General features: G+C 68.2%; 13 protein-coding genes. 7 read left to right on the top strand and 6 right to left on the bottom strand.

Annotated elements, in window-relative coordinates; all coding sequences use genetic code 11:
- Nucleotides 1–120: 120 nt before the first annotated feature.
- Nucleotides 121–1,488: a ricin-type beta-trefoil lectin domain protein gene (locus ACGFNP_RS04135; protein ID WP_393314588.1), complete on the bottom strand. Its 1,368-nt coding sequence runs from the start codon at nucleotides 1,486–1,488 to the stop codon at nucleotides 121–123.
- A gap of 354 nt (nucleotides 1,489–1,842) precedes the next feature.
- On the bottom strand, nucleotides 1,843–2,613 hold the full coding sequence (locus ACGFNP_RS04130) for a FadR/GntR family transcriptional regulator (protein WP_358329645.1): 771 nt from the start codon (nucleotides 2,611–2,613) through the stop codon (nucleotides 1,843–1,845).
- Between the two features lie 139 nt (nucleotides 2,614–2,752).
- On the opposite strand from ACGFNP_RS04130, the gene ACGFNP_RS04125 reads away from it, so the two are divergent.
- The 4 genes from ACGFNP_RS04125 (at nucleotide 2,753) to ACGFNP_RS04110 (ending at nucleotide 7,004) form a co-directional block, all read left to right on the top strand.
- Nucleotides 2,753–4,033, top strand: coding sequence for an ABC transporter substrate-binding protein (locus ACGFNP_RS04125; protein WP_393314585.1), 1,281 nt, complete (start codon nucleotides 2,753–2,755; stop codon nucleotides 4,031–4,033).
- Nucleotides 4,034–4,100: 67 nt separating this feature from the next.
- Entirely contained in the window at nucleotides 4,101–5,012 is a 912-nt protein-coding gene (locus tag ACGFNP_RS04120) for a carbohydrate ABC transporter permease (RefSeq protein ID WP_393314582.1), read from the top strand.
- A complete protein-coding gene (locus ACGFNP_RS04115) occupies nucleotides 5,012–5,839 on the top strand; it encodes a carbohydrate ABC transporter permease (protein WP_358329653.1) in 828 nt (275 codons plus the stop codon). Before ACGFNP_RS04120 ends, ACGFNP_RS04115 begins: the two co-directional genes overlap by 1 nt.
- Nucleotide 5,840: 1 nt before the next feature.
- The gene (locus tag ACGFNP_RS04110; protein ID WP_393314579.1) at nucleotides 5,841–7,004 is read left to right on the top strand and encodes a mandelate racemase/muconate lactonizing enzyme family protein; all 1,164 of its coding nucleotides are present in this window, start codon (nucleotides 5,841–5,843) and stop codon (nucleotides 7,002–7,004) included.
- 53 nt (nucleotides 7,005–7,057) lie between these two features.
- Here ACGFNP_RS04110 and ACGFNP_RS04105 read toward each other — a convergent pair whose 3' ends face one another.
- Together ACGFNP_RS04105 and ACGFNP_RS04100 are read right to left on the bottom strand one after the other, a co-directional pair.
- Entirely contained in the window at nucleotides 7,058–8,545 is a 1,488-nt protein-coding gene (locus ACGFNP_RS04105) for an arabinofuranosidase catalytic domain-containing protein (RefSeq protein ID WP_393314576.1), read from the bottom strand.
- 289 nt (nucleotides 8,546–8,834) lie between these two features.
- On the bottom strand, nucleotides 8,835–9,572 hold the full coding sequence (locus ACGFNP_RS04100) for a FadR/GntR family transcriptional regulator (protein WP_393314573.1): 738 nt from the start codon (nucleotides 9,570–9,572) through the stop codon (nucleotides 8,835–8,837).
- A gap of 328 nt (nucleotides 9,573–9,900) precedes the next feature.
- On the opposite strand from ACGFNP_RS04100, the gene ACGFNP_RS04095 reads away from it, so the two are divergent.
- The 3 genes from ACGFNP_RS04095 (at nucleotide 9,901) to ACGFNP_RS04085 (ending at nucleotide 16,906) form a co-directional block, all read left to right on the top strand.
- The gene (locus ACGFNP_RS04095; protein WP_393314570.1) at nucleotides 9,901–12,261 is read left to right on the top strand and encodes an RICIN domain-containing protein; all 2,361 of its coding nucleotides are present in this window, start codon (nucleotides 9,901–9,903) and stop codon (nucleotides 12,259–12,261) included.
- A 69-nt stretch (nucleotides 12,262–12,330) separates the two neighbouring features.
- Nucleotides 12,331–15,150, top strand: a complete 2,820-nt coding sequence (locus ACGFNP_RS04090; RefSeq protein ID WP_393314567.1) for a PQQ-dependent sugar dehydrogenase — start codon at nucleotides 12,331–12,333, stop codon at nucleotides 15,148–15,150.
- A gap of 10 nt (nucleotides 15,151–15,160) precedes the next feature.
- On the top strand, nucleotides 15,161–16,906 hold the full coding sequence (locus tag ACGFNP_RS04085; RefSeq protein WP_393314564.1) for a ThuA domain-containing protein: 1,746 nt from the start codon (nucleotides 15,161–15,163) through the stop codon (nucleotides 16,904–16,906).
- A gap of 30 nt (nucleotides 16,907–16,936) precedes the next feature.
- Here ACGFNP_RS04085 and ACGFNP_RS04080 read toward each other — a convergent pair whose 3' ends face one another.
- On the bottom strand, nucleotides 16,937–18,268 hold the full coding sequence (locus tag ACGFNP_RS04080) for a nucleotide pyrophosphatase/phosphodiesterase family protein (protein WP_358329674.1): 1,332 nt from the start codon (nucleotides 18,266–18,268) through the stop codon (nucleotides 16,937–16,939).
- Complete coding sequence (gene eboE, locus ACGFNP_RS04075; protein WP_358329677.1) at nucleotides 18,268–19,380, bottom strand: metabolite traffic protein EboE; 1,113 nt, start codon at nucleotides 19,378–19,380, stop codon at nucleotides 18,268–18,270. The genes ACGFNP_RS04080 and eboE overlap by 1 nt, the downstream gene beginning before the upstream one ends.
- Nucleotide 19,381 lies beyond the last annotated feature (1 nt).

Raw genomic sequence — 19,381 nt, 5'->3', positions numbered from 1 at the left:
GGTCGGCCTCCGTTGGGTACGAGCACGAGCCCTGCACCGTGTACGTGCCTGCGTGCTCGTGGCCATCGCCGGGGCGATGACTCGTCCCGGCGATGGCGCGTGGTCAGCTGTCACGGGCTGTCAGACGCGGGTCCATTGCTGGTTGGTGGCGCCGGTGCAGGTCCAGATCTGCACCCTGGTGCCGTTGGCGGTGCCGTACCCGGACACGTCCAGGCACTTGTTCGCCCCCACCGCCGTGATGCTCCCGTCGGCGTTGAGGCGCCACTTCTGGTTGTTCTGACCGTTGCAGTCCCAGATGATCACCGCGGTGCCGTCCGCCGTCCCGGCCCCGTTCACGTCCAGGCACTTGCCGCCGTAGACCCGCAGCTCACCGGAACCGGTGGAGGCCCACTGCTGGTTGGACTGCCCGTTGCAGTCCCAGATCTGCGCCTGCGCGCCGTTGGCCTGCGAGGCTCCGCTGACGTCCAGGCACCGCCCCGACCCCACACCCTTGAACGCGCCTGTCGTCGGCGGATCAACCGTGGGCGTCGGCGTCGGCGTCGGCGTCGGATTCGGGTCGCTGCCTCCGAACTGCGCGAAGAAGTTCCACACCACTGGCCTGGTCCAGGACTTCTCGCCGGGCTCCAAGTCGCCGGGCTTCCCGTCCACGGGACCGGGGGTATGGCCGGCGTCGAACGCCGCCCATGCGACCGGATACCCGGCCCGGCACCCCGAGTAGTTGGTGACGATGTGCGTAAGGCTCCCTTGCGCAGGCTCCGGCGGGTTCTGGGGGGTGCAGCCGTTGTTCCTGACGAACCTGTCACGTAGCGACCGGCCCGTGGAGATGTTGAGCACCGGATCCCTGAGGCCGTGCAGCCCGATGTACGCGATGGGCTGGTTGCCGCCGCTGCACCCGCTGAGCTGCCCGCCGGAGTAGACCGCCACGGCGCGGAAGACCGTCGCCCTGGTGCACGCGAGCGAGTAGCTCATGCCGCCGCCGTAGCTGAAGCCCATGGCGAAGCGCTGGGAGGTGTCGACACAGAGGTCGGCTTCGATCCGGCGGATCATGTCGTCGACGAAGGTGATGTCCTCACCGCCGGAGTTGGCCCAGCCGTTGTTGAAGCCCTGAGGCGAGACGAAGATCGCGGTGTTGTTCGACAATGCCCGGAGCCCGTAGTAGGACCAGGGGTACCCGCTGGTTCCGCCCCCGTCGACATCGTTGGCGGTGCCGCCATTCCAGTGGAATCCGAAGATTAACCGGTAGGGGGTGGCGTTGTTGTAGTTGTCAGGAATTCTCAGGATATAGCTACGATTTTTTCCGCTGGTGGTAATCGACTGCGGACCGCTTCTCAGCGTCGGGCTCTTGCCGCATCCAGCGCTGCCCGCGAGAGCGCTCTGTTGTGCGAGGGGCGGGGGAGTGCTGTCGCCCAGCGCCGTATGCACCGTGGCCAGGACGACGAGCAGTACTACGGAAGCAATAGCGGTGAAGAGGTATCTAAGCCTCGACATCACGCAAATTCCTTTCCCTTTTTTTGGGGGGACAACGTAAAAGGGAAGCCACTTCTACCACCTTTTCCGGGAGTGAGGGCGGTGGAGTGTTAGCGCTCACTCAACGCCGCCGTAATGGGATCTCCTTTCTTCCTGGCGGCTGGAGGCGATGGTGCAGCGGAGCAAATATGACCGTGACAAGACCTGTCAAGGATCGGCCTTCTCGACGTTGAGCGCCCGCGCCTGAGATGGCCCCGTCGCTTCGGCGCCTGACCAGGAGAAGCGGCCGTGGCCGCCACTGACGCGTCGCGATGAAACTTTCACGGCGGTCAATCGAATCGTTCCGCGCGCCCGGTCTCGCGGGATGTACTCGTGCTAACGCTGTAGCCGTACGGGATCGGCCGTTCCGCTGCGGCGGACGATCCAGGCCTCGGTGATGTGCTGGAACATCGCCTCGGCGGCGCCCGCGGGATCGTGGGCGGCGATGCGTTCGTAGACGCGGCGGTGGCCGAGGTTCGACGCCACGCACAGGGCCCGCTCGGTCCGGCCCATGTACCGGGCGGTGTTGATGACCTGGCCTTCCATCGCCCGTACGACGCCACGGGCGATGCGGTTTCCCGACGCCCGCATGATCGTGTCGTGGAAGGCGCGGTCGCTTTCGGCGTACGTGACCGGGTCGGCCACGAGCTCGTCCATCCGATCCACCAGTGCGCGCAGCTGCTCGATGGTGTCCGGCCCGGCCAGGCGGGCGGCGACGTTGGCCATGTCGGACTCCAGCACGCGCCGCGTGACGACGAGGTCGTCGAGGATCGCCAGGCTGTCGTCCGCGGCGATGGCCGCGGCGAGGACGAGCTCGTCGAGCATGTCCCACATCACCGGAGGGGTCACCATGGTGCCGGAGCCCTGACGGACTCGTACCAGTCCCTTCTCCTGCAGGACTTTCACCGCTTCCCGGACGACGGTGCGGCTCACGGAGAAGGCTTCGCACAGCGCGGGCTCGGTGGGCAGCGGCGTCCCCGGCGGGTGCACGCCGCGAACGATGCGCTCCACCAGCTCGGCGGTCACCGCTCTGGCGAGACTGGCCGGACGCTGGGCCCAGGCCGGTGGTGCCGGGACAGCGCTGCCCGTTTCCTGCGGTGCCGTCATGTCTCCCCTCCGGTGACCTGGCAAGGACAGCGCGACCGCATCAGTGTACATGTCCCCTCTTGACCGTAATACGTCATACGAATTATGTTTCGGCCCAAGACGGCCGGGTTCGTCGGCCGCTCTCGGAGGGCGAACAGCTATGAAGCAGCGAGCGTTATGGTCGGTCCTGCTGGCCGCGGGGCTGGCCGTGGCCGGCTGCGGGAGCGCGGCGCGGACGGATTCCCCGTCCGGCGGAGAGTCGCAGCCCAAGCTGCGCAAGCTCGTGGTGTGGGACTGGAAGTCCGGCGAACCGACGGCCGCCGCCTACATCGAGAAGGCCAAGGCCGACTTCGCCAAGCGGCATCCCGGCGTCACCGTCGAGTTCGTCGCCCAGCCCTTCGACCAGTACTACACCTTGCTCGGCACGGCCATTCAGTCCAGCAAGGGGCCCGACGTCATGCTCTTCAACGGGGGCGGCCAGATCCGCGACCGGGTGAACGCGCTCCTACCGCTGGACCCGTACGTGAGCGAGGACAAGAGCCGGTTGGCGGGCTGGGAGGCCTTCAGCAAGGACGGCAAGACCTACGCCGCGCCGGTGACCCTGCAGGGCCACCCGATCTACTACAACAAGACGCTCTACGAAAGGGCCGGTCTCGACCCGGCGAACCCGCCCAAGACCTGGGACGAGTTGGTCAGCGGCTGCGCCGCCATCAAGAAGGCGACCGGGGCCGCGTGCTTCGCGCTGGGCAACAAGGAAGGCTTCGGAATCCAGTTCTTCATGTCGGGCCTCGGATCCGGCGTCCTGACGCCTCAGGAGTACGACAACTGGATCGCCGGGAAGCGCGACTGGACCTCTCCTCATGTGAGGCGGATCTTCGAGCTGTGGAAGGACGCCGGCGACAAAGGGCTGAACAACGACGGTGCCAACTCCACCGCGATGTTCACCGACATCTTCAGAGTCTTCGAGACCGGTAAGGCCGCTCACATCATCGGGCTGATGTCGGACATCGGGCACTGGAAGGATTTCGGCGAGTTCCTGCCGCCCGACAAGATCGGCGTCATGCCGGCCCCCGTCGTCACCGACGGAGCCACCCCGAGCCTTCCGTACGACGGCGGCATCGGCTACGCGGTCGCGAAGTGGACGAAGGATCCGAAGCTGGCCGCCGATCTGGTGCGATCCCTGACCTCGACCGACGCCTTGACCGCGTTCTACTCCAAGGCCGGCGCGATCGCGTCCGACACGACGATCGACGTCTCGCAGGCCGGCCCGGCCGTCGCCTCGATCGTGTCCGAGATCAAGACCGGCAAGCCTGCCTTGCACGTCGCGCTGTCCTCCAAGACCTTGGACCTGATGGGAAGACTGTCCCAGCAGCTCCTGAGCGGGTCGACCACCGTGGACAAGGCTGTGAAGCAGCTGGCCGCCTCCGACCGGGCGAGCTGACCGCGTGCCGATCGGAGATTTGTCGCCGTCGGTCCGCCCGGCCGGATCCGGGCGCGCCGGTGGGGACATGGTGAAGCAGCGTGGACACCGCGGGGGCGTCCACGCGACCGCCCGTGGGGCGCGCGCGGAGCGCCTCGCGCCCTATGTTCTGGTGGCCCCGGCCGTACTGATCATCGTGGTGCTGCGGCTGTGGCCGCTGGTTCTCGGCGTCAACTTCTCCTTCACGGGTGACGGCGAGCTCAATGGGACCACGGTCGGCGTGAGTAACTACCTGGAACTGCTCGGAGACCCGTTGTTCCACACCGCGCTGGGCAACGTCGGGCTGCTGGTGCTGCTGCTTCCCGTGGCGGTGGCGATTCCGGGTCTGCTCGCGACCTTCATCTATCTGCGTGTGCCGGGCCATCGGGTCTATCGCAGCGTCTACTTCTTCCCCGCCGTGCTCTCACCGGTGATCGTCGGTGCGATCTTCAACCTCATGCTCGGGTTCGACGGTCCGCTGAACGCCCTGCTCGGCGGGATCGGCGTCGGCCCGGTCGACTGGCTCGGCGACCCGGGCATCGCCATGTTCACCGTGGTCGGGGTGCACATATGGGCGACGTTCGGAATGGCCTTGGTGGTGTTCCTCGCCGGATTCAGCACCCTGGACGCCTCGCTGCTGGACGCCGCACGCGTGGACGGCGCGTCGCTCCGCCAGATCATCTGGCACGTGATCATCCCGAGCCTGACGCGCACCATTCAGTTCGTCTTTGTGACCACGATGATCGGGATGCTGACGTCCATGTTCGGCCTGCTCTTCATCATGACCAGCGGGGGCCCGGAGGGGTCGACCTACCTGCCGGAGTACTACATCTGGCACCAACAGGGACAGATGAACCGCCCGGCGCTCGCCTCGGCCGCCTCGACAGTCCTCTTCGTCGTCATGCTCGTGGTGGGACTCCTGCAGATCACTCTGCTCCGCCGCGCGGGAAGGCAGGACTGATGCGCGGCATGCGTCTGGCCAGGTGGATGGCCGCCGTTCCGATGGCTGTTCTCGCGCTGGCGACGATCTATCCTCTCGTGTTCACCGTCAACGTCGCGATGAAGACCCGGCGCGACTACATCCTCGACCGATTCTCCCCGGCGGGTTCCCTGCGCTGGGACAACATCGCCGAGGCGTGGGCCAGCGCCGGAATGGCACGGTACTTCGTCAACTCGTTCATCGTGGTGGCATTCGCCGTGGCCCTGCTGCTGCTGTTGGGGTCGATGGCGGGCTTCGCGCTGAGCCAACTGCGCTTCCGCGGATCCTCGGTGATCTTCCTTGGCTGTCTCGCGGGGCTGTTCATCCCCTTCCAGGTGATCATGGTGCCGCTCACCAGGGTCATGGCCGACAGCGGGCTCATCGACACCTACCCGGGGCTGATCCTGGCCTACGTCGCGCAGTTCCTGCCCTTCACCGTCTTCCTGATGACGAGCCACTACAGGACCATTCCGGTGGAGATCGTCGACGCGGCCAGGATCGACGGGAACACGGTGTACGGCGTGTACCGGCGGATCATGCTGCCGCTGGGCGTTCCGGCGCTGCTGTCGGTCGGCATTCTCGACGCCTTGTTCTGCTGGAACGACGTGCTCATCTCCCTGCTCATGATGCCGTCGCCCGAGCATCGCACCCTCATGATCGGGGTCAACGCGCTGCGCGGACAGTATTCCGACGACATCCCCACCTTCGCCTCGGGGGTCCTGATCGCCGCGGTACCCGTGCTGATGATCTATCTGTTCCTCCAGCGGCAGATCGCCGACGGCGTCACCGCCGGTTCCACGAAAGGCTGACATGCGGATCACGGGGTATCGGACCACGACGACGGTCCAGGAATGGGGCCGTCCCGTCGGTGACGCCAACGGCGTCTTCGCCGACGGAGTCGTCTCGGTGCCGCTCGTCATGGTGGACACCGACGAGGGGATCACCGGCATCGGCCTCGGGCCGCACGTCGAGATCGCGGCTGTCTTCGCCGCGATCGAGGGCGAGGATCCGCGCGGGGTGACGGCACTCTACGACCGCATGCTGCGGCAGACGTTCAAGGCGGGCCACGCCGGCGCCGTGTTCGGTACGATCGGCGCGTTCGACACCGCCCTGTGGGACATCAAGGCACAGGCGGCCGGCGAACCGCTCTGGCGGCTGCTCGGCGGACGCGACCGGCGGGTGCCCGCCTACGCCTCGGGCCTCGACATCGGCCTGACCGACGACGAACTCGTCTCGGTCTACCAGGTCTACGCCGAGCACGGTCTGCGCGCGGCCAAGCTCAAGGGTGGCCTCGACATCGAACGCGACCGGCACCGCCTGACGCTGGTACGGGACGTCCTGACCAAGGCCGGGCACGGATCGCGGCCGGGCCTGATGCTCGATGTGAACGAGGCCTGGACCCGCAAGCAGGCGGTCCGGCACGTCTGCGAACTCGAACGCACCCTGGATCTCACGTGGATCGAAGAGCCGGTCCGGCGGTGGGACTCCGAAGGCCTGGCCGTGGTCGGTCGCGGGATCCGCGCCTCCGTCGCCACGGGGGAGAACCTCACCGGGCTCGAGCAGTTCCGTCCGCTGCTGGCCGCGGGGGCCGTCGACATCGTCCAGACGGCCGTGGTCTGGGGAGTGTCCCACTTCCTCCGGGTGTCCGCCCTGGCGCACGCCCATGACCTGCCGGTCAGCCCGATCGGCAACACGCCGGTCGCGCTGCTGCACGCCGCGACATCGGTGCCGAACCACCTGGCCAGCGAGCTGCAGGATCTGCACCCGCCGGTCGGGATGTCGCTCGACCTGCACATCGAGGACGGCGCCTTCATCCTCGGAGACGCGCCGGGTCTCGGCATCACGATCGACGAGAACGCGATCAACGCGTTCACCCGCCGGCCGGACGCAAGGGCCGCAGCGGGCCCCAACATCCGGCCGGAGCACGCCGGACGACGGCTGCTGGAGGTCACCGGCGGTTTCCATCAGACCTAGTGTCATGCCCCCTCGCCGGTGCCCGGCCTCGTCCGTAGGTTCGTGCGACTGGGTCAGCGGTAGCCGGCGGCGATGATGTTGGCCTGGACGGCGTTCTCGGTGGCGTCGGTGGGATAGCCGGCGGTCATGGCTCCTTCGTAGAAGGTTCCGGCGCTGAGGTTGGCGCCGCCGTCGGGCTTGCAGCAGTCGCCGCCGCTGCCCAAGATGATGGCCCCCTGCTTCTTCATCGGGCTGTAGCCGTTGGGCAGCGGACCGTCGTACAGGGTGTACAGGCTGCCGGACTGCGCGTTGCTGCCCTTGATAGCGAATCGGCTGGTGCCGTTGTTCTTCAGCGTGGCGGTGACGAACTTGTGGGGAAGCGCCCGCTGGTTGGGGTTCCAGGACTGGCTGCCGCCAGGATAGAGCCCCCATTCGAGGTCGGCCTGGACCCAGGGGCCGGTTCCCTGGCAGCCGCCGAACCAGCACTGGGTGCTGAAGTTGATGGCGTCCATGGCGCCGGCGGCGTCGGCCTTCCTGGTCGTCTCACTGTTGCCGTAGTCGAAGCAGCAGCCGCCGTTGACGTGGGTGCCGCTGGTCACCATGTACATGCCCTCGGGCGCGGTCCCCGTGGGCACGCCGGTCAGGTGGCCGTCCCGCCAGTAGCTGTTGCCGGGGTTGATGTAGAGCGAGTACGCCTTGCCGCCGCCGACGGTGAGCGACTCGGTGGTCGCGATCGCGGGCCTGCTCTGAGGGGAGCCGGGGACCACGCTGGATCCCTGGTACCACAGGTCGTTGCCCCGCCCGGACTGGTCGTACACGACGGTCATGACGCACGTGGTGCCGGTGCAGAACGAGTCCTGGGCCGCGGCGTCGGCGACACCGCCCGCGGTCGGCACGCCGATGTTCCTGGTCGTGTTGTCGGATGAGCGCCTGACCTGGTACAGGTTGCCGTTGTAGGAGCCGTAGAGCGCCCGTGTCGTGCTGTGCGCGGCCACGCACGGCGTGCCGCCGGAGGCGTAGATGTCGCACGGGCGCGCGCCGGGCGGCTGCGGGGTCGGCGTCGGGGTGGGCCCGGCTCCGGTGGTCCATTTCTGGTTGGTGCCGCCGTGGCATGTCCAGATCTGCACCTTGGTGCCGTTGGCGGTGCCGGCACCGCTGACATCCAGGCACTTGTTCGCTCCGACGGCGGTGATGCTGCCGTCGGCGTTGAGGCGCCACTTCTGGTTGTTCTGGCCATTGCAGTCCCAGATGATCACGCTGGTGCCGTCGGCGGTGCCGGCGCCGTAAACGTCCAGGCACTTGGTGCCGTAGATCCGCAGCTCATCGGAGCTGGTGGCGGTCCACTGCTGGTTGGACTGGCCGTTGCAGTCCCAGATCTGCGCCTGCGCGCCATTCGCCTGCGAGGCGCTGACGTCCAGGCAACGCCCGGAGCCTACGCCCACCAGCGGCGTGGTCGCTGCCGAGGCCGGTGCCGACCAGGTCAGGGCGGTGGCCAGGAGCGTTGCCAGCGCCGCCACCACGGCTGCGACGACGGCCGCCCGAGAACGCCACCCACGCCGCACACGGCTCGATAAGGGAACGGATGAAGGCTGCATTGTCGTACTCCTTGAGGTAGGACGAGACGGAGACAGCCGCGCTGGGAGAGGTGCGAATCGATTCGCCAACGAAGCACATACGACGCGCGGACGGCCTGTCAAGGCTCCGTCCTGTCCGGCTCCCTGCCGGAATCCCTGCCCGGCGGCGCTCATCGGCGACGCTCGTAGCCGGGCTCGATGAAACGTTCAGCCGCCGTGGGCCCGGCTGATCAGGTCCCGTCAACTCCCGCTGGGCGAACCGGTTCGGAGGGGCGGATCACTGGGAGGAGAAGAGGCGCTGCTGGATCTCTCTCCGGTAGTCGTCGAGGGTGTTGTCGATGTGCGTGGCCGCGGCCTGGGCGGCCGTTTCCGGGTCGCCGGCGCGGATGGCCTGGTAGATGGCCTCGTGCTCCTCGACGGCCTTGGCGGCGTGCCCGCCCACCGAGCCGCGCAGCCCGATGAGGTTGGACTGCGCCTGCAGCCTGCGGGACTCCCGCACCGCCACCTGGAGGAACATGTTGTGCGAGGCCGTGGCGACGGCGGTGTGAAAGGTGTCGTCGCCCTTGTTGAACAGGTCTTCTTGCCCGGTCTCGAAGCCGTGGCGGCACACGCCGGCCGCCTCCTCGATGGCCCTGAGCTCCGCGGGGGTGGCGCGGCGGGCGGCGAGCCTGCTGGTCTCCATCTCCTGTGCCCGGCGGAACTCGAACAGCATGTAGACGTGGTCGAGGTCGGTCGGGAGGAAGAAGGAGGCCCAGCGCCCGGTGCCGAACATCCCCTCGTCGTCGGCCACGTACAGGCCGCGGCCCTTCTGGGCGCGTACCCGGCCGAGCGCGGAGAGTATCTTCACGGCCTCGCGCACCACGGTGCGACTGGTGCCCAGTTGCCGGGCCAGCTCGATCTCGGTCGGCATGCGGTCGCCCGGCCGCAGGCCGAGCCGGACGATGTATTCGAGTACCTGCTCGGCAGCCACCTCGTAGCCCGGCCGGTATCCGCTTTCGCGCGGGGTGTCGGTCACCGTGCTTCCTCCTCGCCGTTCCCTGCAAAGTATGACTGATGTGAGTGCCTTCCCAGCTCAGACGTTGTGCCGATTAGTACGACACATATGAACGGTTCATACGAGGACGATTGGCGCGGGTATCCGCGATCGCCGGTATTGCCGCTGGTGGAGGAGGAATGCGGCTAACTATGGCCATGCGTTGGGTGTGCGAATGATGAAATAAGCGGGCTTAAGGGCTTGACGGGTGTCAATACTCACAACGTAATGAGAAGCGAGGACCCTCGTGTCACCTGCCTGAGCAGCAGGGCGTGACCTGGCCACACCCGTACCCCCCAAAGGAACAACTGTGCAGTCGAGACCGACTCTGATCGGCATCGTCGCCGCGGCGCTGGCCGCGGCGTTCGCCCTCGTCGCCCCCGCCACCCCGGCCTTAGCGGCCACCGCCACCCTGTACGCGTCACCTGCCGGCACCGGCACCGCCTGCACGTCCGCCCAGCCGTGCTCCCCGGCCGCGGCGCAGACAGCGGTACGTTCGCTGAACGGCGCGATGTCCGGTGACATCGTCGTGGAACTGGCCGACGGGGTGTACCGGCTCTCCGCGCCGCTCCGGCTGTCCGCCGCCGATTCCGGGAACAACGGCTACTCCGTCAAATGGCAGGCCGCGGCGGGCGCCCATCCCGTCATCAGCGGAGCCAGGGCGGTCACCGGATGGACCGTGGCCGACTCGGGGAAGAACATCTGGCGCGCCGACGTCGGCACCGGGATCGACACCCGGCAGCTGTACGTCAACGGCGCCCTCGCCACGCGGGCGCGTACGGTCGTGAACCGGTCGGACTTCACCGCGAGCAGCACCGGCCTGAGGTTCGGCAACAGCGCGCTGAACTATCTGAACAACCTGGCCAACCAGAACCGGGTCGAGATGGAGAGCGTGGGCTCGTTCACGGACCGCTACGTGACGGTGCAGGGCATCAGCGGGAACGTCATCACGATGCAGCAGCCCGGCTGGAACAACAACACCTTCGGGTACGACACCTTCACGCAGCCGCACCGGGCGGGTCCGCTGTATCTGGAGAACGCCTACGAGTTCCTGGACGCGCCGGGGGAGTGGTACATCAACCCCGGCACCGGCGTCCTGTACTACATCCCGGCTGCCGGGCAGAACATGAGCGACATCAGCGTCGAGCTGCCGATTCTTCAGTCCCTGGTGAACGTCGGAGGCACCTACGACGCGCCCGCGCACCACATCACGTTCAGCGGGATCACGTTCTCCGGCACGACCTGGCTCGGGCCCAGCGGCAACCAGGGCTACGCGGACCAGCAGACCGGCGCCTACATCGCGGGCAACTGGAACTGGCCCGCCGACAGGCTGACCTCCTGTCAGGAGGGCTGCCAGCAGTTCGAGGCCGCGCGGCCGAACTGGTACCAGATGCCGGCGGCCGTACAGGTGTCCGCGGCCAACAACATCACCTTCACCGACTCCCGGTTCGTCAACCTCGGTCAGACGGCCGTGGGCATCGGCAACGACGCCAACGCGCATGCCGGCGGTGTCGGCCTGGGCGCCGCCGACATCACGGTCACCCGGTCCGAGATCGCCCAGAGCTCGGCCGGCGGCATCGTGGTCGGCGGCGTGCGCGCCGACGCGCACCACCCCGGTGACCAGCGGATGGTCAACCGGAACATCACCGTCAGCAACAACCGCATCCACGACCTCGGCCTGGACTACCGGGGCATCGTCTCGGTCCTGACCACCTACGTCACCAACACCGACGTGTCACACAACGAGGTCTACAACCTGCCGTACACCGGCATGTCGATCGGGTACGGCTGGGGCGCCAACGAGCCGGGCGGCAGCAACCAGTACGCCAACCGCGGCCTGTACAACTACCAGCCGCGCTACACCACTCCCACCACCGCGTCCGGCAACAAGCTCATCGGGAACTACGTGCATGACGTCATGCGGCAGATGACCGATGGGGGCTGTATCTACACGCTGTCGTGGAACCCGAACGCGGTGATCAGCGGCAACCACTGCCTCCGGACCAACGGCTGGTTCGGGATCTACTTCGACGAGGGCTCCAAGTACTACACCGTCAACGGCAACGTGCTCTCGAACACCGGCACCTGGGCCACCGCCAACTACTGGGGCGGCGAGAACATGGGGAACTTCACCGTCACCGGCAACTGGTCGACCAACGGCAGCACCAACGTGACCAACGGCGACCGCGGCAATGTGGTGAACAACAACGTCACCGTCACCAACGGCGCCTGGCCGGCGGGCGCTCAGGCGGTGATGGCGTCCGCCGGTCCCCAGGGCCAGCCTTCGGGGAGTGCGAGTGCGTTCAAGGGTGTGGGGTCTGGGCGGTGCCTGGACGTCAGCGGAGCCTCGCAGGCCAACGGCGCGCAGGCGCAGATCTGGGACTGCAACGGGCAGTCCAACCAGCAGTGGACCGCCACCAACTCCGGTGAGCTGCGGGTCTACGCCGGCAAGTGCCTGGACGTGAACGGGGCCGGGACAGCGGACGGCACCAGCGTGATCATCTGGGACTGCAACGGGCAGAACAACCAGAAGTGGCGCCTCAACGCCGACGGCACCATCACCGCGGTCGGCGCGAACAAGTGCCTGGACGTGAGCGGCACCGCCAACGGCACCAAGGCGCGCATCTGGACCTGCACCGGCGGCACCAACCAGAAGTGGGCCCGCGCCTGACACCGTCTGGCGTGGACGAGAAGCAGGCCCTCCTTTCGTTCGAATCGATTCGATAGCAGAGGAACGCTCATGTCCCGACGTCCGTGGCTCACCTTGCTGACCACGATGGCGCTGATCATTCCCGGAGCGCTCGCGCTCGACGCCTCCCCGGCGAACGCCCTCGCCATTCCGGCGGCCGACTACCAGCAGGTGTCTCTCGCGTCGGGAAGTGCCGAGCTGGGTGAGGCGATGTCGCTGGCCGTCATGCCGAACCGGTCGGTGGTGCACACGGCGCGCGACGGCACGGTGCGGGTCACCGATGTCAACGGCAACACGAAGGTGGCCGGCAGGCTCAACGTCTACAGTCACGACGAGGAGGGCCTGCAGGGTGTGGCGGTGGACCCCGACTTCGCGTCCAACCGGTACATCTGGCTCTACTACTCGCCGCGGCTGAGCACGCCGAACGGTGATGCGCCGAGCAACGGCTCGCAGGCGCAGTTCGACCAGTGGAAGGGCGAGCTGTACGTGTCCCGGTTCGTCCTCAAGCCGGACGACACTCTCGACCTGGCCGGCGAGAAGGTGGTCCTGCGGGTCCAGAACGACCGCGGCCTGTGCTGTCACGTGGGCGGGGACCTCGACTTCGACGCCGCCGGAAACCTCTATCTGACCACCGGCGACGACAGCAACCCCTTCGAGTCGAGCGGCTACTCCCCGCTGGACGAGCGGAGCGACCGCAACCCGCAGTTCGACGCCCAGCGCTCGGCCGGCAACACCAATGACCTGCGCGGCAAGCTCCTGCGCATCAAGCCGCAGCCCGACGGCACCTACACGATTCCCAGCGGCAACCTGTTCCCGCCGGGGACGGCGAAGACCCGGCCGGAGATCTACGCGATGGGCTTCCGCAACCCGTTCCGGATGAGCGTGGACAAGGCGACCGGCATCGTCTACCTCGGCGACTACGGGCCGGACGCGGGCGTGACCAACGCCAACCGGGGGCCGAGCGGGCAGGTGGAGTTCGACCGCATCACCGATGCGGGCAACTACGGATGGCCGTACTGCACGGGCACGAACACCACCAGCGAGACCTATAACGAATGGAACTTCGCCACCAACAGCACCGGTCCGAAGTACAACTGCGCGGGCGGCCCGACCAACAACTCCTTCCGTAACACCGGCCTGACCACGCTGCCTCCGGCGAAGCCGGCGTGGATCAGGTACGCGGGGGACGCCGGAAGTCCGCCGGAGTTCGGCTCCGGGTCGGAGTCGCCGATGGGTGGTCCGGTCTACCGTTACGACCCCAACCTGAACTCCGCCGTCAAGTTCCCCCAGGCGCTCGACGGGCGGTATTTCGCCGGTGAGTACGGCCGGCGCTGGATCAAGGCGATCGAGGTCAAGCCGGACGGCGCCTATGGCGAGATCTCGGCGTTCCCCTGGTCGGGGACGCAGGTGATGGACATGGCCTTCGGTCCTGACGGGGCCCTGTACGTCCTCGACTACGGCGACGGGAACAACAACCAGGCGCTGTATCGAGTCGAGTACATCGGCAGTGCCAACCGCAATCCGATCGCGAAGGCGTCCGCCGACAAGACGTCGGGACCGGCTCCGCTGACGGTGAACTTCTCCTCGGCGGGCAGCTCCGACCCGGAGGGTGGCGCGCTGACGTACTCGTGGAACTTCGGCGACGGCACCACCTCCACGGCGGCGAATCCGAGCAAGACCTACACCACGAACGGCGCCTACACGGCGACGCTCACGGTCCGGGACCCGCAGGGTCTCACCGGCACGGCGAGTGTGATCGTGAACGTCGGCAACACCGCGCCGACGGTCGTCCTCACCACCCCTGCCGCCGGGCAGCTGTTCTCCTTCGGTGACACCGTGCCCTTCCAGGTCGCCGTCACCGACCCGGAGGACGGCACGATCGACTGCGCCGCGGTCACCGTCGCCTACTTCCTCGGCCACGACAGCCACCGCCACCAGATCACCTCCAAGACCGGGTGCTCGGGCTCCATCTCAGTGCCGGTGGACGGCGAGCATGACGCCGGGGCCAACATCTACGGCGTCTTCGTGGCCTCCTACACCGACAAGGGCGGTCTGACCTCCACAAGCGACCGTACGCTCCAGCCGCGGCACCGGCAGGCCGAGCACTTCGGCGTCCAGCAGGGCGTCCAGACGGCTGACCACGCCACCGCGGAAGGCGGCAAGACGGTCGGCTTCACCGATGACGGCGACTGGATCTCCTTCCAGCCGTACAACCTGGGCAACGCGACGAGGATCACCGCCCGGGTGTCCTCGGCCGGCGCGGGCGGCCGGATCGAGGTGCGCGCGGGCTCGGCGACGGGCACACTGCTGGGAACGGTGAACGTGGCGAGCACCGGCAGTTGGGACACCTTCACCGACGTCTCGGCGAACCTCAGCGGCGCGCCGACCGGCGCCACGACGCTCTATCTGGTCTTCCGCGGCCCGACCGGACAGGGCTACCTGTTCGACGTGGATGCCTTCACTCTCGACACCGGCGCCCCGCCCTCGGGGAGCACGAGTGCGTTCAAGGGCGTGGGGTCGGGGCGGTGTCTGGACGTCAGCGGAGCCTCGCAGGCCAACGGCGCGCAGGCGCAGATCTTGGACTGCAACGGGCAGTCCAGCCAGCAGTGGACGTCGACCGCCGTGGGTGAGCTGCGGGTGTACGGCAACAAGTGCCTGGACGTGAACGGGGCCGGGACGGCGGACGGCACCAGCGTGATCATCTGGGACTGCAACGGGCAGAACAACCAGAAGTGGCGCCTCAACGCCGACGGCACGATCACGGCGGTGGGGGCGAACAAGTGCCTGGACGTCAGCGGCACCACCAACGGCACCAAGATGCGCATCTGGACCTGCACCGGAGGAACCAACCAGCGCTGGACCCGCGTCTGAAAGGACACCCATGCTGCGACACCTCATCCCCGCCGCGCTCGGGCGCATCGCGGGGAGCGACCGAAAGACATCTGTGCTGCGACGCCTGTCGATGACGGTGGTGGCGATCACCGCCGCCGCGACGGTGATCCCCGCCATCCCCGCCCAGGCCGCCGCCTTCAAGGTGCTGGTGTTCTCCAAGACGGCCGGGTTCCGGCACGACTCGATCCCCAACGGGATCCAGGCCATCCGCGACTTAGGGGCCGCCGGCGACTTCGCCGTCGACGCCACCGAGGACTCGAACGCCTTCAGCACGGCCAACCTGGCCCAGTACAAGGCGGTGGTGTTCCTCAGCACCACCGGTGATGTGCTGAACGACAACCAGCAGGCCGCCTTCCAGACGTACGTGGACGGCGGCGGCGGTTACCTGGGGGTGCATTCGGCCGCCGACACCGAGTACAACTGGGCGTACTACGGGCAGTTGATAGGGGCCTGGTTCAACAACCACCCGGCCATCCAGCAGGCCACCGTGCGGACCGAGGACCGGGCGCACGCCGCGACCGCCCACCTCGGAGCGACCTGGTCACGTACCGACGAGTGGTACAACTACCGCACCAACCCCCGCCCGAACGTCCGGGTGCTGCAGAGCCTGGACGAGGGCAGCTACAGCGGCGGCGGCATGGGCGATCACCCGATCACCTGGTGCCACCCCCAGTCCTCCGGCCGCGCCTTCTACACCGGCCTGGGCCACACCAAGGAGTCGTACGCCGATCCGAACTTCCGCACGCTGCTGCTGGGCGGAATCCGGTACGCGGCCAAGGCCACCAACGCCGACTGCCGCCCGGAGACCGGGTACACGACGCTGTACAACGGCTCGACGACGGGCTGGGCGCAGGCCGGGCCGGGGTCGTTCGCCAACAGCGACGCCACGCTGACCTCCCAGGGCGGCATGGGCATGCTGTGGTACAACGCCAAGGAGTTCCGCTCCTACTCCGTCAAGCTCGACTGGAAGATGACCGGCGACTCCAACTCCGGCGTGATCGTCGGTTTCCCGGCCACCAGTAACCCCGACGCGGCGCTCAACACCGGATATGAGGTGCAGATCGACGCGACCGACACCCCGGACAAGACGACCGGGGCGATCTACGGGTTCAAGACCGCCGACATCGCCGCCCGCGACGCGGCGCTGAACCCGCCGGGTCAGTGGAACACCTATGAGCTGCTGGTGGAAGGTGAGCGGCTGCAGGTGTTCCTGAACGGCACCAAGATCAATGATTTCACCAACACCGATCCGGTCCGCTCGCTCCAGCAGGGCTACATCGGCATCCAGAACCACGGGTCCGGCGACGTGGTGTCGTTCCGCAACATCCGCGTCAAGGAACTGACCAGCGCACCGGGCGGTCCGGGCGCGCTCAAGGGTGCGGGGTCTGGGCGGTGCCTGGACGTCAGCGGCTCGCAGGCCAACGGCGCGCAGGCGCAGATCTGGGACTGCAACGGGCAGGCCAACCAGCAGTGGACGTCGACCGGTTCGGGTGAGCTGCGGGTGAACGGCAACAAGTGCCTGGACGTGAACGGGGCCGGGACGGCGGACGGCACCGCGGTGATCATCTGGGACTGCAACGGCCAGAACAACCAGAAGTGGCGCCTCAACGCAGACGGCACCATCACCGCCGTCGGCGCGAACAAGTGCCTGGACGTCAGCGGCACCGCCAACGGCACCAAGGCGCGCATCTGGACCTGTAATGGAGGAACCAACCAGCGCTGGACCCGCGTCTGAGGCCGATATGGCGGCCCGGGGTGTCCGCGGTCAGCGGCTTCCCCGGGCCAGGCCGGCCAGGAGGTCCTTGACCTCGGTCGCCTCGTAGGAGTCACGGTCGAACGGGCCGATGATCAGCGGGCCGTCGTCGGGGCGGTCGGGCAGCCGGCCGTGACTGCCCCGCACCGGCGCCGGGTCGAGCGGCACCACCCGCATCGTGTACCGGAAGCCCAGTTTCTTCCTGGCCAGCGCCGCCGCCGCGCGGAGCTTGACGAACGGATCACTCGGGTCCATGAACAGCTCGGCGGGGTCGTAGCCGGGTTTGCGGTGGATGTCCACGAGCCTGGCGAAATCCGGGGCGCGGTCGTCGGAGAGCCAGTAATAGTAGGCGAACCAGGCGTCGGGTTCCGCCACCGCGACGAGCTCGCCGGCACGTTCGTGGTCGAGCCCGTACTTCGCCTTCCCCGCGTGGTCGAGCACCTCGTCCACGCCGGGCAGCTCGGCGATGACGGCGCGGGTGCGGTCGAGGTCGGCGGGGTCGCGGACGTACACGTGGGCCACCTGGTGGTCGGCGACGGCGAAGGCCCGGGACGTCCACGGGTCGAGGTACTCCATCCCGGCCTGGGTGTAGACCTCCAGGAGGCCCGCGGTACGCAGCGCCCGGTTGATGCCCACCGGGCGGGACACCGGGGTGATGCCGTATTCCGAGAGCACGACCACCTCGGCGTCCTCGGCCAGCAGCGGAGCCAGCGCGGCGTCGACGGCGCGCGCCGCCGCGATCGCCTCGGGACCGGTGGGGCCATACCGCTGGAGGTCGTAGTCGAGGTGAGGCACGTAGACCAGCAGCAGATCCGGCCGTTCACGGGCCAGGATGCGGCGGGCCGCGGCGATGATCCATTCGGAGGAGGCGATCCCCGCGTTGGGGCCCCAGTAGGTGAACAGGGGGAACGGCCCCAGCGCGGCCTCGAGGTCGTCGTGGAGTGAGGGCGGGCGCGTGTAGCAGTCGGGCGACTTGCGGCCGTCGGCGTGGTAGACGGGGCGCGGGGTGACGAGCAGGTCGGCCGGCGCGCCCATCGCATACCACCAGCAGACATTGGCGGTGCGCAGACCGGGCGCGGCGGTCCACAGCTGGTCGCCCTGGATGAGCGCGTTGTGCTGGCGCCACAGCAGCACCTCGCCGAGATCCCGGAAGTACCAGCCGTTGCCGACGATGCCGTGGTCGCGCGGCATCGAACCGGTCAGCAGGGTGGCCTGCATCGAGCAGGTGACGGCCGGGAGCACGGGCCGCAGCGCGGCGGCCGCGCCCGCCTTCGCCACGTTCGGCATGTGCGCGAGCAGGCGTGGAGTGAGCCCGACGACATTGATCACGATCAGCGGTGCCATCACGTCTCCTTCAGCCCGAGGGCGGCGAGCTGCCCCCGCATCCAGTCGAGCTCGGCGGCGATGCCTTCCGCGAGGTCGGGCGGCGCGCCGGGAAGCACGTTCCACGTGTAGGTCTCCACCTCGACGTGCCTGGTCAGCGGCAGTTTTCCGCCGAGGAGCACGTTCAGCAGGTCACGCAGGTAGGGGGCGCTGGTGGCGAGCGGAGGGGGCGGCGCGTCGTGCAGTGGGACGTGGAAGTGCACGCGCCAGCTCTCGTCCGCGGGCAGGCCGCCGGCCAGGGCCTCGCCCAGGTCGTCGGCGTATCCGGTGGCGGAGCGCGTCTGGTGGAGGAAACGGGCCTCGTCGAACGCGGCCAGCGCCCGCTGCGCCCCCGGCGGGGCCACCAAGGCGCACGACGCCTGGAGCTTCACGATCGGCAGCCCGGTGCGGGCGCCCGCACCGGGCTCCTCGAAACCCACGGCCATATGACAGGCGTCCAGGCAGAGGCCGAGATGGTGGTGATCCACGTCGCCCAGCAGGGCGGTCGCCTGAGGCGTCGTCTCGACGATGCAGCCGGGCTCCGGCTCGAAGCCCAGCCGGATCACCTTGCCGGTACGGCCGGCCAGCGCGCGCAGCCCCTGGGCGACCGCGTCGAGATTGGCCATGACCGCCGCCGCCTTCTCTCTCGTCCACCCCGTCCGCCAGGCGAGGGGGAGGGTCGAGATCGTGCCCTCGGTGACGTCGTCCGGCAGCAGCGCGGCGAGGATCTCGGCGAGCCCGAGCGTGTAGCGCAGCCGCTCCGCGTCGGCCCAGTCGGGGGTGTAGACGCGGTGCTTCACGATCTCGTCGTGGAAGCCCCGGTAGGGGAATCCGTTGAGGGTCACCACCTCCAGCCCGAGCACGGTCAGCCGCCGGCGCAGCCCGGCGAGCTCCTCGGGCCGGGCGAGGAGGTCCGCGGCGGCGTGCTGCGACAGCCACAGCCCGAGCCCGAGCCGTTCTACGCCGAGCAGGCGCCTGACCCGCGCCGCGACGCCGGACAACTGAGCGTGGATGCCGGGGAGATCCTCGGCGGCATGGACGTTGGTGCAGTAGGACAGGTGCACCGTCGAGCCGTCCGGATGGCGCAGCCGCATG

The sequence above is a fragment of the Nonomuraea sp. NPDC049269 genome (assembly GCF_043197155.1).
In the GTDB taxonomy this organism is placed as follows: Bacteria; Actinomycetota; Actinomycetes; order Streptosporangiales; family Streptosporangiaceae; genus Nonomuraea.
This window is presented reverse-complemented; position numbering and strand designations above follow the sequence as displayed.

What these genes read in the sequence shown, in the direction of transcription:
- ACGFNP_RS04110 (WP_393314579.1), top strand. Translation starts at nt 5,841, where the DNA reads ATGCGGATCACGGGGTATCGGACCACGACGACGGTCCAGGAATGGGGC.
- ACGFNP_RS04135 (WP_393314588.1), bottom strand. Translation starts at nt 1,488, where the DNA reads ATGTCGAGGCTTAGATACCTCTTCACCGCTATTGCTTCCGTAGTACTG.
- ACGFNP_RS04130 (WP_358329645.1), bottom strand. Translation starts at nt 2,613, where the DNA reads ATGACGGCACCGCAGGAAACGGGCAGCGCTGTCCCGGCACCACCGGCC.
- ACGFNP_RS04090 (WP_393314567.1), top strand. Translation starts at nt 12,331, where the DNA reads ATGTCCCGACGTCCGTGGCTCACCTTGCTGACCACGATGGCGCTGATC.
- eboE (WP_358329677.1), bottom strand. Translation starts at nt 19,380, where the DNA reads ATGCGGCTGCGCCATCCGGACGGCTCGACGGTGCACCTGTCCTACTGC.
- ACGFNP_RS04115 (WP_358329653.1), top strand. Translation starts at nt 5,012, where the DNA reads ATGCGCGGCATGCGTCTGGCCAGGTGGATGGCCGCCGTTCCGATGGCT.
- ACGFNP_RS04080 (WP_358329674.1), bottom strand. Translation starts at nt 18,268, where the DNA reads ATGGCACCGCTGATCGTGATCAATGTCGTCGGGCTCACTCCACGCCTG.
- ACGFNP_RS04125 (WP_393314585.1), top strand. Translation starts at nt 2,753, where the DNA reads ATGAAGCAGCGAGCGTTATGGTCGGTCCTGCTGGCCGCGGGGCTGGCC.
- ACGFNP_RS04085 (WP_393314564.1), top strand. Translation starts at nt 15,161, where the DNA reads ATGCTGCGACACCTCATCCCCGCCGCGCTCGGGCGCATCGCGGGGAGC.
- ACGFNP_RS04120 (WP_393314582.1), top strand. Translation starts at nt 4,101, where the DNA reads ATGGTGAAGCAGCGTGGACACCGCGGGGGCGTCCACGCGACCGCCCGT.